Origin of the sequence: Vallitalea okinawensis (genome assembly GCF_002964605.1) — a bacterium.
In the GTDB taxonomy this organism is placed as follows: domain Bacteria; phylum Bacillota; class Clostridia; order Lachnospirales; family PQDH01; genus Vallitalea_A; species Vallitalea_A okinawensis.
This window is the reverse complement of the sequence record NZ_PQDH01000014.1, coordinates 26,003-39,551: the sequence shown is the minus strand read 5'-3', so window position 1 is coordinate 39,551 and position 13,549 is coordinate 26,003. Positions and strand designations below refer to the sequence as shown.

General features: G+C 33.5%; 11 protein-coding genes. 9 read left to right on the top strand and 2 right to left on the bottom strand.

Features of this window, described 5'->3' with window-relative positions; genetic code table 11:
• Nucleotides 1-100 precede the first annotated feature (100 nt).
• Nucleotides 101-1,384 carry a Gfo/Idh/MocA family protein gene (locus C1Y58_RS23400; RefSeq protein WP_105619380.1) on the top strand — a complete coding sequence of 428 codons (1,284 nt, stop codon included), beginning with the start codon at nt 101-103 and terminating at the stop codon, nt 1,382-1,384.
• Nucleotides 1,385-1,434: 50 nt separating this feature from the next.
• Here C1Y58_RS23400 and C1Y58_RS23395 read toward each other — a convergent pair whose 3' ends face one another.
• Together C1Y58_RS23395 and C1Y58_RS23390 are read right to left on the bottom strand one after the other, a co-directional pair.
• Complete coding sequence (locus C1Y58_RS23395) at nt 1,435-2,979, bottom strand: response regulator transcription factor (protein WP_105619378.1); 1,545 nt, start codon at nt 2,977-2,979, stop codon at nt 1,435-1,437.
• 14 nt (nt 2,980-2,993) lie between these two features.
• Nucleotides 2,994-4,835 carry a sensor histidine kinase gene (locus C1Y58_RS23390; protein WP_105619376.1) on the bottom strand — a complete coding sequence of 614 codons (1,842 nt, stop codon included), beginning with the start codon at nt 4,833-4,835 and terminating at the stop codon, nt 2,994-2,996.
• A gap of 258 nt (nt 4,836-5,093) precedes the next feature.
• Here C1Y58_RS23390 and C1Y58_RS23385 point away from each other — a divergent pair, with 258 nt between their 5' ends.
• The 8 genes from C1Y58_RS23385 to C1Y58_RS23350 all read left to right on the top strand — a co-directional run bounded on the left by C1Y58_RS23385 (nt 5,094) and on the right by C1Y58_RS23350 (nt 13,487).
• Nucleotides 5,094-6,500 carry an ABC transporter substrate-binding protein gene (locus C1Y58_RS23385; RefSeq protein WP_105619374.1) on the top strand — a complete coding sequence of 469 codons (1,407 nt, stop codon included), beginning with the start codon at nt 5,094-5,096 and terminating at the stop codon, nt 6,498-6,500.
• 68 nt (nt 6,501-6,568) lie between these two features.
• Nucleotides 6,569-7,459 (top strand): carbohydrate ABC transporter permease, encoded by an 891-nt coding sequence (locus C1Y58_RS23380; protein ID WP_207655813.1) that lies wholly within the window; start codon nt 6,569-6,571, stop codon nt 7,457-7,459.
• Between the two features lie 21 nt (nt 7,460-7,480).
• Nucleotides 7,481-8,335: a carbohydrate ABC transporter permease gene (locus tag C1Y58_RS23375; RefSeq protein WP_105619370.1), complete on the top strand. Its 855-nt coding sequence runs from the start codon at nt 7,481-7,483 to the stop codon at nt 8,333-8,335.
• Nucleotides 8,332-9,423 (top strand): ABC transporter ATP-binding protein, encoded by a 1,092-nt coding sequence (locus tag C1Y58_RS23370; RefSeq protein WP_105619368.1) that lies wholly within the window; start codon nt 8,332-8,334, stop codon nt 9,421-9,423. The genes C1Y58_RS23375 and C1Y58_RS23370 overlap by 4 nt, the downstream gene beginning before the upstream one ends.
• Nucleotides 9,424-9,520: 97 nt before the next feature.
• Entirely contained in the window at nt 9,521-10,417 is an 897-nt protein-coding gene (locus C1Y58_RS23365) for a hypothetical protein (RefSeq protein WP_105619366.1), read from the top strand.
• A gap of 122 nt (nt 10,418-10,539) precedes the next feature.
• Nucleotides 10,540-11,211 (top strand): HAD family hydrolase, encoded by a 672-nt coding sequence (locus C1Y58_RS23360; protein WP_105619364.1) that lies wholly within the window; start codon nt 10,540-10,542, stop codon nt 11,209-11,211.
• A 108-nt stretch (nt 11,212-11,319) separates the two neighbouring features.
• Complete coding sequence (gene dapF, locus C1Y58_RS23355; RefSeq protein ID WP_105619363.1) at nt 11,320-12,153, top strand: diaminopimelate epimerase; 834 nt, start codon at nt 11,320-11,322, stop codon at nt 12,151-12,153.
• A 98-nt stretch (nt 12,154-12,251) separates the two neighbouring features.
• Nucleotides 12,252-13,487, top strand: a complete 1,236-nt coding sequence (locus C1Y58_RS23350) for an LL-diaminopimelate aminotransferase (protein ID WP_105619361.1) — start codon at nt 12,252-12,254, stop codon at nt 13,485-13,487.
• Nucleotides 13,488-13,549 lie beyond the last annotated feature (62 nt).

The following is a 13,549-nucleotide window of genomic DNA, read 5'->3' as shown; positions in this document are numbered from 1 at the left end:
TCTGCGCGTTTTATAGCCATATTCCTTAGAATGTGCACGGAAATACCCTTGTGCCTATTCTATAATGTACATATCTTGATATTATAAATAGGGAGGCAAAATGATGAAGACTTATGCTTTTGTTGGTTTAGGTGGTCGTTCTCGATTTTTTTACAATTCTTTAGTTAAAGATTATAGTGATACAAGCAAAGTAGTAGCTTTTTGTGATGTTAATCAAACACGTATGAATGTTGCAAATGAAGCCATGAAAGAACTTGGTGGTGAAGCAGTACCAACATATCGACAGTATGAATTTGATAAAATGATAGAAGAAGTAAAACCAGATATAGTTGTAGTAACAAGTGTTGACCGTACCCATCATAAATATATTATTCGCGCAATGGAATTAGGCTGTGATGTTATCACTGAAAAGCCTATGACAGTAGATGAAGAAAAATGCCAAGAAATCATCGATACTCAAAAACGTACTGGAAAAAATGTAAGGGTTTCATTTAACTACCGTTATGCACCTTATAACTCAAAAATTCGTGAATTGATCATGAATGGTGCAATTGGTAAAGTAAACTCTGTGCATTTTGAATGGCTGTTAAATACAAGCCATGGTGCCGATTATTTCCGTAGATGGCATAGAGATAAACGTAACAGTGGTGGATTATTAGTACATAAATCAACTCACCATTTTGACTTGGTTAATTTCTGGATTGGATCTCAACCAGATACAGTATTTGCCTTTGGTGATCTTATGTTCTATGGAAGAGAAAATGCAGAAAATAGAGGAGTGCAAGGTTTCTATTACCGTGCACAAGGATCTGAAGCAGCTAAGAACGATCCATTTGCACTTCATTTAGAAAAGAGTGAAAGTCATAAGAAGCTTTACCTAGAAGCTGAAAAAGAAGATGGTTATTTAAGAGACCAAAGTGTCTTTGGCGACGGTATTAACATCGAAGATACAATGGGTGTTATCGTACGTTATAAGAATAAGGCTATCTTAACATACTCACTCAATGCTTATATGCCTTGGGAAGGTTTCAGAGTTATGTTCAATGGTGATAAAGGTCGTATTGAAATGTGCGTTTACGAAAAGGTATATGTTAATGGTGAAGGGGATTCAGCTCAAGAAGGTGCGGTCAAAGGTAAAGAAATCATTGTTTACCCAATGTTTGGTGAACCTTACAAAGTAGATGTTGAAGAAGCTGAAGGTGGCCATGGCGGTGGTGATCCTATCTTACTTAAAGATATCTTCAGTGATGAACCTTCAAATGACCCATTAGAGCGTGCAGCAACTCATGTAGATGGTGCCATGTCTATTCTTACAGGAATAGCAGCTAATAAAGCCATTGCTACTGGTATGCCAGTTAAAGTGGATACATTAGTAAATTTCTAAGTGTATACAAAAATTTTGAGACCCCAATTTTGGGGTCTTTTTCTACATCGCTAATTATTTTTTTTATATTGGGTAGGGGTAAAGCCTGTAATCCTTCTAAAAACTTTTGAAAAGTACTGAGAGTCGGCATAGCCTATGGTATGAGCTAACTCATTTAACTTGATATCGGGCTGTTTGGATAGAACTCTTTTAGCTTGCTCAATTCTCATGTTATTAATGTATTGATTAAAAGTTTGACCGGTATGTTTTTTAATAAATTGTCCTAAATAATTGGTATTCATAAAAAAAGTATCTGCAATGGAATTAAGGGATATGGATTTATTGTAATTAGCCTTGATATAATCAATGATTTTATCATAATTCTCATGGCTACTGGATTGAATATTACTGCATAAATCTTTAGTTAATGTTGTGAAGTAGTGATTGAGGTCATCTAAACAACCAAATTTCAAGAAGAAATACCTCCCAAAAACTTCTTCAGGTAGTATGCTTCTATTGAGGTTATTTGAAAGTAGTGTGTTATGAATGATATTGACGATAGAAGTCATGGTCAATTTAAAAATAGATGAATTGACATGATGGGTATGTAAGTGCTGAAAAATGCTATTTAAAGACTCAAGAGCTTGCTCTTCTACGCCAAGTTCAAGTGCTAATTTATAATTATTCAATTCATCATCAGATAAACCTTTAGATTCCAACGGTGTGTAATAATAGATATTGTTTACAGGTTTTAGGTCGAGGAAACGGTAGTAAAGAGCCCTCATACACTCTTTAAAACAAGGTTTTAAATTGGCCACCTTATTTTCTCCAAAGGAACAGCTATAGTAGATCTTTGTATAGTTTAACTCTTTCATAATATTTGTTCCTTGAAGTGCTAGTTGATTAATCAGGGTTTTATCCCTATTTTCTGTGGTAATAATTACAATGAAAATGTTTTCATTCAACAGCACAGGTATCATGTTGAGTGGATGATGCCGAAGTAAATATTTATAAATCGTGTATAGTACATTCATATTTAGTTCAGGTTGAAGTGTATTAAATGCTAGCATAATCAGTTCTTTATCAGTATATCGATAATTAAATGTATCAAGAAAATTACTGTTATTCTTAAGGGTGTCATTATTATTAAGGAAGGAAATCATATGTGCGTTAAATTTTGCAAAATCATTTAATTCCTTCGAATTTTCTAAATGCATCTTTTGCTGTTCTTGCTCTTGTAAATGAATGATATTGTTTTTTGATGTCTGAAGAGCAGTTAAAAGCTCTTGATTATTTATGGGTTTTAAAATATAAGTGACAACTTTATATAAGATGGCTTTTTTAGTATATTTAAAATCATCGAAACTACTTATGATAATGTACTGTAAGCAAGGAAATTGCTTTCTTGTCTTCTCAATTAGAGCTAACCCATCGATTTTGGGCATCTTAATATCCGTGATAACAATATCACACTCTATGGAACAAATCATATCATAAGCTTCTTTGCCGTCACAAGCTTCTCCCACAACCTCCATATCTATCTGATCCCATTTAACACGAGTTCGTATACTTTTTCTAATGATGACATTATCATCTACAATGAGAACTTTGTACATTACAGTTACACCTCCTAGGTAGTTTCATAGGACTTATCAGCTATTGGAATAGTTAGAGTAATTTTTGTTCCTTCATTCATGCTACTTTGAATAGCTAAACAGCTGTCGATTTTATAATATAAGCAAAGTCTTGCATTGACATTACGTATACCAATATGTTCCTTACGGTTAATAAAGCATTGAAAATTGTTCATATCATTGATTAGAGCATCCTTCAATTCATTCAGTCTTACAGGCGGTATACCCATACCGTTATCGATTATTTCAATACATAGTTTAGTCTCATGCATCCTACCAATAATTTGAATAAAGTTATCATCAGCTGGTAAATCTCCAAACCCATGGTTAATTGAATTCTCAATCAGAGGCTGTAAAGTTAGCTTGGGTATTTTATAGTTTAGAATGTTTTCATCAATATGAAAGAAAATGTTTAATGTATGATTGTATCGTATTTGTTGTAAATAAAGGTAGTCTTTGAAGTAATTTATTTCTTGTTCAAGAGTTAAAACATCAGGTGCACGAAGATTATATCTAAATAGATTACCCAGTTTTTGCGCCATTTCACTAGTATCGTTAGCATTTTCTATGATGGCTTGCCCGCTGATTAGTTCAAGTGTATTAAACAAAAAATGAGGATTGATTTTTTGTTGTAAAGCAATTAATTGTGATTCAATTTTTAAAAGGTTATTTTTTTGATTCGTATCAATGAGATGATTTATTTCTTCCATCATACTTTTAAAAGTATAGGATAATTCATCGATCTCATAGATGTTGGTGTTAGCCAATTGTTTTTGATTGAAGTAACCATCTCTTGTACTTTTCATGGTTGTTATTAAGTCATTTATCGGTTGAATGATTTTTTTTGATGTATTATTAGAGATGAAGGTATGTAATAAAATGATAATTAAGATAATAGGAAGAAAAATAAAAGCCAATTCTGTGAAAGGTCCCAACTGCTCATCTAAGGAAATAATCGATAGGATCTTCCAATCAGTATAGCTGGAATGCCATTTACTGACCAAGAATTTTTCTTTACCAACAGTTATCTTTTCCTCTTTTACAAAGTATGGATTTTGATGGATGATCTTTTTGATCATGTTCTCATTCAGGCTTTCAGAATGAAATATAAGTTCATCATTTTCATCTAAGATGATTATGGGATAAGTAGGAGATATCTTATTTGTATATAAATCCTCAATCATTTCATAATCAATATCTAAAATCAGAAATCCAATGGTCTGATCTTCAGTATAGTTTTTGATGCTCAAAATATAGGAGATGATTGCATTATCAGCCGTATTTTCAACATAATAAGGCTTTTGGGTGTTAGAGATAACTTTTTGATCAATATTAAGAGTCATGAACTCCTTATACCAACTCTGAGATTTAATATCAATGCTATTAACGATAGGTTCATAGGAGTCAATACTTAAAATACCATTCAAATTGCAAAAGGATAAATCGTAATCATGTCCCATATCTGATATATAGTTTAAATAATTTTTGGTATGAGGACTGATCTTAAATTCTTCTACATTTTCAAATTGATTAGAGAAAACCAGAGAGCTTCTAATTTCTTGATTGGAAGTAACATAGTGGAGATTTTCTTTTAAGTTAATAAAAAAATCTTCTGTTTCATTATTGATATAGTAAAGATTATCGTAATTAAATTTAGAGGTCTGACTAATCAAAGTTTGCACGGCTAGGGTACCTAATATAAAGATAAAAACAAACATGGCTAAGATCAATAACAAAAAATGAGTAGTAAGAATTTGTGTATAAATATGAATAGGTTCCTTTTCAAAATCCCTTTTTATATGATTAAGTAACGGAAGTTGAGATTTTATGTTTAACATATTAAACTCCTTAACACAGAATAAGATATTAAATTTTTACACAAAAAAGCTGTGATTTTTATATGTTATTTATTGAAAATTTATACTAATATAATAGTTGAAAGGGCAGTTCATAAACAAATTATAACAACATTCCAAATTTTGTGCAATATAGTACTCGAAAAAATGATCTATTTATAGCAATTCATGCTATATTATAGATAGATTAATAATTATTCTAAATATTATTTAGAAGATTAAGAGGGGGTAACAATTATTATGAGAAGACCATTAGTTCTTTTGACAGCGATTATATTAGTGATTTCTTTAGTTGCTGGTTGTAGTCAAACGGATAAACCATCAGAAAGTTCTAGTACCGGAACTGGAACTAAAACTGAAACAAGTCAAGAAGCTCAGGTTGAATCTGAGATTGTAACAATTAAGGCTGAAACTAGAGGTGCTGAATTGACAAGGGTAGATAACCTTGCAAAAGCTGCTGAAAAACTCAATGAAGAATTAAAGGCAGAAGGAAAGAATATTGAAGTAGTTGTTGAAACTAGCTCTTTTGATGGTAGTTTAGATGATTATCGTAAACGATTTATTTTAGCATATCAGTCACAAAAAGAACCTGATATCTATACAACTGGACATGAAGAAATAGGTTGGTTAGCAGCTTCTGAATACATATTACCACTAGATGACCTGAAAGACTCTGAAGCTTATTCGGATGTTTATGAAGTTCTATGGGAAGCTACAAAGTGGAATGGTCATATATGGGGAGCATTACAAGACACAGAAGCAAGACCTATCTTCTTTAATGTAAAAGTTTTAAAAGAATTAGGTTGGAGTGAAGATGAAATTAAAGGATTACCTGATCAAGTTATCAAAGGTGAATTCACAGTTGATGATATGTCAGCAGTAGCAAAAGAAGCTCAGGATAAAGGATTAGTTGAGTGGGGTATTTTACATCGTCCAACTAATGGTCCAGAATTCCATATGATGGCTATGAATTTTGGTGCTCAATTATATGATGAAAAAGAAGATAAAATTGTTTTCGATAAACCGGCTATTTTAAAGACACTTCAATACTTAAAAGACTTAACTGTTGATTCAAAGCTTACACCTGATACAATTACTTCAATGGAGTGGGGTAATGTTCATCAGATTATGATCGATGGAAAAGCTTTATTCTGGTATGGTGGTATTTGGAACATATTTAATTATGTACAACAAGGCGCTGATTATGATGAGATGATGGAACAATTTGATTTTATGTTGGTACCTTCTACAGAAAAAGGTGGTAAACCAATGACTCTATCACATCCATTAATTTATACAGTATCATCACAAACAGAGCATCCAGATCTAGTTATGCGTTTATTGGAATTAGTAGCTGCCCCAGAATATCAGGTAAAACATTCTGTTGATACTTGTCATCTACCAATCAACAAGAGTGGTGCAGCAGATGCGGAATTTGCTAATGATGCCTACTTATCATCTGTAACTTATATGTTAGACTACACAACTTTCATTCCTAATAATGAAAACTTCAATAAGTATGCAGATGCTTATTATAAAGCTATTCAAGGTATTGAAATTGGTGAGTTAACACCAGAAGAAGGTATAGCATTTATGGAAACAGAATTATCAAGTACATTAAAAGACGATATTATCATTCGAGACTAAAGTCTCAATACATCAATCTATTTGGCAGCCTCCTGCCAGATAGATTGATGAAGTTAAAGGAGGGCATTATGAAAAAGAGACGAAATATTCTGCCTTATTTATTATTGACCCCATTTCTATTGCTGGTTATCTTATTTTTTTTAATGCCAGTTATTGTAACGGCCATCATGGCATTTACAGATATGAATTTTTCCATGAAATGGAATTTCGTTGGGTTTACTAACTTTAAAAGAATTGTTGAAGATCCTAACTTTAATCAGTTGATATGGAATACAGTCAAGTATGTTTTAGGTACTTTATGCATTAATGTATTGTTTGCATTATTTCTTGCTATTCTTACATCTTACTTTATTCAAAACGAAAGAACCAGTACGACATATCGAGCTATTTGGATGTTACCACGAATTTCACCACCTATTATTTATATTGTATTATGGATGTGGCTTTTAGACCCTAGTGAGATGGGGATTCTTAATTCGCTTAGAGCTATGTTTGGAGCTGAGCCTTATTTTTGGGTAGGAAATCACGCGATGACCATTGTTATTTTAGTTAATGGTTTGGTGGGAGCTTCTTATGGCATGACTATCTTCTCAGCTGCTATTAAATCTATACCAGTAAGTTTATTCAGAGCAGCAAAAGTGGATGGCGCATCAGATCATTCTGTTATTTTTGATATCATACTTCCTGCTATTAAATGGCCTATTATGTTCGTTAGTATATGGCAGCTTTTATCCTTATTAACATCCTATGAGTATATATTATTATTAACAGATGGGGGACCAATGATTGAAAGTGAAGTATGGGCTTTACATGCCTATCATAAAGCATTTGCCAACTTAGAATTTGGTTATGGTGCAGCGTTAGCCCTTATATTAGTAATGGTAGCACTTGTTTGTACTTTAATCATGCTTAGATTATTTGGATTTGATAAAATGCTTAAATCCTCACGAATAGATTAATGGGAAAGGGGTGACAAGTACATGAAACAGACGAATACCATCAATACAAGTAGAGGAAAATTAATAACTACTTATATCATTATGTCTCTTATGACATTACCCATTGTTTTTATGTATGTATGGCTAATTGCTAATTCAGTAATGGGTGTAGATGCTGATGGGAATGCAGCCTTTACATTGAGTAATTGGCAATTCTTATGGTCTGAAATTAATATTCAAGGAAGGGTTATTCCGCCAATTTGGTCGGCGTTTTTTAATTCTATTACCTTTGCTTTTGGAATCATGTTTTTAGAGATTATTATCAGTTCATTAGCTGGATATACCTTATCCAGAATGGTTTTTAAAGGGAGAAAATTAATACTCCGTTCCATTATCTTGCTGCATGCTTTTCCTAGTGTATCCTTATTAATTGCAGTGTTTTATGTATTATCCTATGTTGGACTAATTGATACGTTATTGGGAGTTATCTTAGTAAAAACAGCATTACAGATACCTATGTCAACTTATATTATAAAGGGCTTTTTTGATGAAGTTCCTTGGGATGTAGAGTGGTCAGCATTAGTAGACGGATGTAGTCGATGGAAGGCGTTATGGCAAGTGGTTATTCCACATGTCAAGCAAGGGATTGCTGCTATTAGTATTTTTTCACTATTAGCTGGTTGGTCAGAATTTATATTATTGTATACATTCCTCTTTAGTGATAATCGAATATTACTTTCGACCTATATCAAAAAGATTATGGGTGAAGACGGTATTATCAGCTATGGGTTAATATCAGCAGTAGGCGTATTTTATATGCTTCCAATTCTGATCTTCTTCTTTGTAACACAAAAGAACTTAATGAAAATTAACGTTGGGGGTGGAAAGGGCGTATGAGTATTCATTTAAGTAATATATCAAAGCGATTCGAAAATGGGGTTTTAGCATTAGATGGAATCAATTTAGAAATTGAGCAAGGTGAGTTTATTGCGCTCCTAGGTCCAAGTGGTTGTGGGAAATCTACTACATTAATGATGTTAGCAGGGTTATATATTCCAACAACAGGTGATATAAAGTTTAACGAAAAGGTTGTTAATACATTAGAACCTAAGGATAGAAATATCGGTATGGTTTTCCAAAGTTATGCCCTTTATCCACATATGTCTGTGAAAGATAATATAGCGTTTCCATTAAAGCAACAAAAAGTACCAAAGAAAGAAAGGTATAGACGAGCAGAGGAAATAGCTAAGATTGTAAAAATTGAATCCCTACTGAACAGAAAACCTAACCAATTATCTGGTGGGCAGCAGCAGAGGGTAGCTATGGCTAGGGCCATCGTTAAAAATCCAGATGTCTTGCTCCTTGACGAACCTATGTCTAACTTGGATACACGATTAAAGATAGAAGTCAGAGAAGAAATAAGGAGAATACAAAAAAAATTAAACTTAACAGCTATCATCGTTACCCATGATCAAGAGGAAGCCATGGCTACAGCTGATAGAATTGCTCTCCTTGACAATGGTAGAATACAGCAATTTGGTACGCCAGATGAACTCTTCAATAACCCTAAAAACATGTTTGTAGCTCATTTTATGGGTAATCCACCGATGAACTTCTTGGAAGGGAAATTAGTTAAAGAAGTAGATAAAAATTGGCTCATGTCTGATACCTTTAAGTTTGAACTTCCAAAAGAAATAGTCATTAATGAAGAGCATATTGGAAAAGATGTAACCTTAGGAGTTAGACCTTATCAACTCAATATTGTCAATGATGATGAGAATGGTGTTTTTGCAGATGTTGTTTTTGTTGAATACTTAGGGCGTGAAGTACTCATACAAACTAAAGTAGGTGATACAATCATCAGAGTATTAACAACACCAGGTGGAATCAATGAATCACAGAAGAGAATAAAAATTGCGCCTCAAGCTTCTGGTATCCAACTGTTCTTAGATAAATCTGGTGAAAATATTTTATACAAACAATAAGATAAGTCAATTTATTCAAGTTAAGAAATGCCGCCTCTTTGGGGCGGTTTTTTATAAATAGTTATTTTAGTTACTGGATTAAGGAGGAGGGTATTTAATGATAAGAGAAATCCTCAGAGAAGAGATGCCTAAGAAATTTAACGAACTGCTAAGGAATAAAAAAGTTATTGAAATGGAAGACCAGGAGTTTTGTCAACTTTCTTTAGCTTTTTATGAGTTACTATTAAAACTTGAGCCTAACAACACGCAATATATTTCTAGAATAGGTGAAACATATCATCTGATGACTCAACTAACCAAAGCTGCAGAGTATTACAAAAGAGTTATTGAATTAGAGCCGCCTCAGAAATTAAGTAAGAAAGAAACAAAATATGTTCTTAGATTTGCACCTGTATTTTATGCCATAAGGAATGAACCTTTCGAATTAATGGATGTGATCGCTATACATCATCCAACCAAGCCTCTAATAGCTTATCATGTATTTTGGGAAGATGACTATGATTTTCCAGATGACTTTGAACCTTCTGATCATGAAGAGGTATGGGTTGAATATGATCCTGAGTCGGAAAGAGTTACAGGGTTAGCCACGTGGTTTCATGGTTTTGTACATCGAACAAAGGACTCTGTAGAATTAGCAAATAAAAATGATGGAAAGCCAGAGATTTTAGTTGAATGGGGAAAGCACGGTTCCATGTTGAGAGGGTGGGAAGAAGCAATAGATCCTATAACCAATATATCTGTAAAGGATGTTTTGATTAAACACTATAATTCATTATGTCATGGTGGAAGACAATCTACCCATCCTCTTAAGCAATCTTGGCCTAAGAGGTTTGAGGGGACATTTGAGGACTATATCGACTTTTATAAGATGATTGATATTAGTGAGTTATTACATAAAAAACAAATGATGATCAAGTCAAACTATTCTAGTGCGGTCATACAACAATATTTTTTACCCTACAATTTTCATCCTAAGTATGATTGGCCATTTTGAGAATTTCAAATGAGTTGTTAATGGAAAGAGGGCAGCTTCGGCTGTCCTCTTGTGATGTTACTTGAAGAGCAATCTATCACTTTTTCTTGTATATGCTATAATAGGACTAAGTAGGTGATTATATGTCGGATTTGAAGTATATACTTTTTGATTGTATGGAAACTATAATAGATATGGACCCACTTCCAAAGCAAGAAGATTACGCTGGATGGGGATATGTTGATAGTGGTTATGAAAAAAGGTTTGGTAGTTTTAATTATTTTTACGGGGCTTATCGACAAAGTAAGGAGAAATTTGCAGAACAGTTGAAAGAATATGAAGAATATGATTCATTGAATAGCTATCTGTATGCTGTGGGTAAGTGTTTACCTTGTCTAGATGTATTGGAAACTGAAAAAATTGCCGGGGAAATGTATCGAAACTTTTGGAAGAAGTATAGCTCATTTTGTTATATTTCATCAAAGAAGAAAGAACTAATCAGACGGTTAAGTGACAGGTATACTTTAGGCATTATCTCCAATTTTAAAGTACCTGATGGTATTGAAGAATTATTAGAGCGTTGTGAGGTGAAGCAATATTTTACTCATGTAACAACATCCATCCTCTCAGGCTATCGAAAACCTCATCATAAAATATACGAAGATGCTTTAAAGGCTACAGGATTACCAATAGAGCAAATACTATATATTGGTGACGATGAAATTTGTGATTATCAAGGTGCAAGAGAATTTGGGTTTGATGCATATTTATATAATGAGGAGTCTATTAAAATGCTGGAAGACTTATTGAAATAAGTTATCAATGTGGCTTTAATTTCTGTTTGAATTATGTTATAATGAGGAAAATTTAATAGCATGCGGGTAATAAATCTTTTATAAAACAATGATGTATGAGGTGATAGAATGAAATTCACAAAAATGCAGGGTTGCGGTAATGACTACATATATGTTAACTGCTTCGATGAAAAAGTTGAAAGTCCAAATGAATTAGCTGCTAGAATTAGTGATCGTCATTTTGGCGTAGGTTCAGATGGATTAGTACTAATTTTACCATCTGATCAAGCTGATTTCAAAATGCGTATGTTTAATTCAGACGGTAGTGAATCCGAAATGTGTGGTAATGCTATTCGCTGTGTTGGTAAGTATGTATACGACAATAAGATGACTGAAAAAAAAGAAGTGAACATTGATACCCTAGCTGGGATAAAGATCTTAGAACTTACTGTTGAAGAAGATCAAGTAACCTTAGTTAAAGTAGATATGGGTGAACCTATACTTGAACCTCAAGAGGTTCCTGTTAATAGTGATAAAAATCCTGTAATTAGGGAAACAATAAAAGCAGATGAGTATGTCTATGATTTTACATGTGTTTCAATGGGCAATCCTCATGCTGTAACATATATTGATGATGTTGAACATTTTGATTTACACACTATTGGTCCCAAATTTGAAGTTCATGAGAAGTTTCCTAGAAAAACAAATGTTGAATTTGTTGAAGTCATCGACCGCCAAACCCTTAAAATGCGTGTTTGGGAAAGAGGCGCTGGTGAAACATTAGCATGTGGCACAGGTGCTTGTGGTGTTCTTGTAGCTTCAGTACTCAATGATATCAGTGACAGAAAAGCTACTATTAAGTTAATTGGTGGGGATTTGATTATCGAATGGGATGAAGCGACCAACCATGTGTTTATGACAGGACCAGCAGTAACAGTATTTGAAGGAACTTATCTGGGGTAATTTTGTAATCAACAGAAAATGATTAAGAATTTACCTTATCTACAATAAATAATAAAGACTTGTTATTAGAGTTTTAAAAATGAACAGGAGGACTTAATATGGGCGAAAGCTACATACAAAATCTTATTGCTGAAAGAATTGGTGGCAACCAATTTGGTAAAAGTACAGTTATTTATAAGTTTGAAAAGATTAAGCGTGCTAAAAGAGCAGCTATGGAAGCACATCCAGACATGGAGATAATCGACATGGGTGTAGGTGAACCAGATGCAATGGCTGATCCAGGTGTTATTGAAACACTTGCTAAAGAAGCGGCAGTTTGGGAGAACAGAAACTATGCTGATAATGGTATTGATACCTTCAAAGATGCTGCAGTTCGATATTTAGACCGGGTTTATGGTGTTAAGGGATTGAACATGAGTATGGTTAATCACTCCATCGGTTCAAAACCAGCGCTAGCAATGATGGCTCAAGCTTTTATCAATCCAGGGGATATTACGTTAATGACTGTTCCAGGTTATGGTGTCATGGGAACAATGACAAGATGGCTAGGTGGCGAAACATATAATATGCCATTAACAGCAGAAAATAATTTCTTACCTGATTTAGATGCAATTCCTGAGGATGTTGCAAAACGAGCAAAATTATTATATATCAACTATCCAAACAATCCAACTGGAGCAACTGCTACTGAAGAGTTTTTTAAAAAAGCAATTAAGTTTGCAAAAGAAAATGATATTGTTGTTGTTCAAGATGCAGCATATGCAGCATTAACATTTGATGGTTATAAGCCTCTAAGTTTCTTAAGCATAGAAGGTGCTATGGAAGTTGGGGTAGAGATCCACTCTATTTCTAAAGCTTTCAATATGACAGGATGGCGTATGGCTTTTGTTGCTGGTAATGAACTTGTAGTTCAAGCATTTGCCGCAGTTAAAGATAATAATGATTCAGGTCAGTTCAAAGCCATTCAAAAAGCTTGTGCTTATGCTTTAGAGCATCCAGAAATTACAGAAGAAACAGTTAAGAAGTATTCAAGAAGACATGATATGCTTGTTGATGTTCTTATAAGACTTGGATTTAAAGCTAAAAAGCCAAAAGGTTCATTCTACCTTTATGTGCCTATCCCCAAAGGTGTTAAAGGCGGACCTTCCTTTGAAACAGCTGAAGACTTTAGTCAATTTATGATTAGAGAGAAATTAATTTCAACTGTTCCATGGGATGATGCAGGACATTTTGTACGTTTCTCTGTAACATTTGTTGCTGATACTGAAGAAAAAGAAAAAGCAGTAATTGATGAAATTTACAATCGTTTATCAGCAATTGATTTTGAATTCTAGACTAACGCATAGATGATACTTAAGGCAATGGCGCCTCTACAATTTGAAGAGGATAGCCATGC

Coding starts and splice junctions, on each gene's coding strand:
- C1Y58_RS23400 (WP_105619380.1), top strand. CDS start 101: ATGATGAAGACTTATGCTTTTGTTGGTTTAGGTGGTCGTTCTCGATTT.
- C1Y58_RS23395 (WP_105619378.1), bottom strand. CDS start 2,979: ATGTACAAAGTTCTCATTGTAGATGATAATGTCATCATTAGAAAAAGT.
- C1Y58_RS23390 (WP_105619376.1), bottom strand. CDS start 4,835: ATGTTAAACATAAAATCTCAACTTCCGTTACTTAATCATATAAAAAGG.
- C1Y58_RS23385 (WP_105619374.1), top strand. CDS start 5,094: ATGAGAAGACCATTAGTTCTTTTGACAGCGATTATATTAGTGATTTCT.
- C1Y58_RS23380 (WP_207655813.1), top strand. CDS start 6,569: ATGAAAAAGAGACGAAATATTCTGCCTTATTTATTATTGACCCCATTT.
- C1Y58_RS23375 (WP_105619370.1), top strand. CDS start 7,481: ATGAAACAGACGAATACCATCAATACAAGTAGAGGAAAATTAATAACT.
- C1Y58_RS23370 (WP_105619368.1), top strand. CDS start 8,332: ATGAGTATTCATTTAAGTAATATATCAAAGCGATTCGAAAATGGGGTT.
- C1Y58_RS23365 (WP_105619366.1), top strand. CDS start 9,521: ATGATAAGAGAAATCCTCAGAGAAGAGATGCCTAAGAAATTTAACGAA.
- C1Y58_RS23360 (WP_105619364.1), top strand. CDS start 10,540: ATGTCGGATTTGAAGTATATACTTTTTGATTGTATGGAAACTATAATA.
- dapF (WP_105619363.1), top strand. CDS start 11,320: ATGAAATTCACAAAAATGCAGGGTTGCGGTAATGACTACATATATGTT.
- C1Y58_RS23350 (WP_105619361.1), top strand. CDS start 12,252: ATGGGCGAAAGCTACATACAAAATCTTATTGCTGAAAGAATTGGTGGC.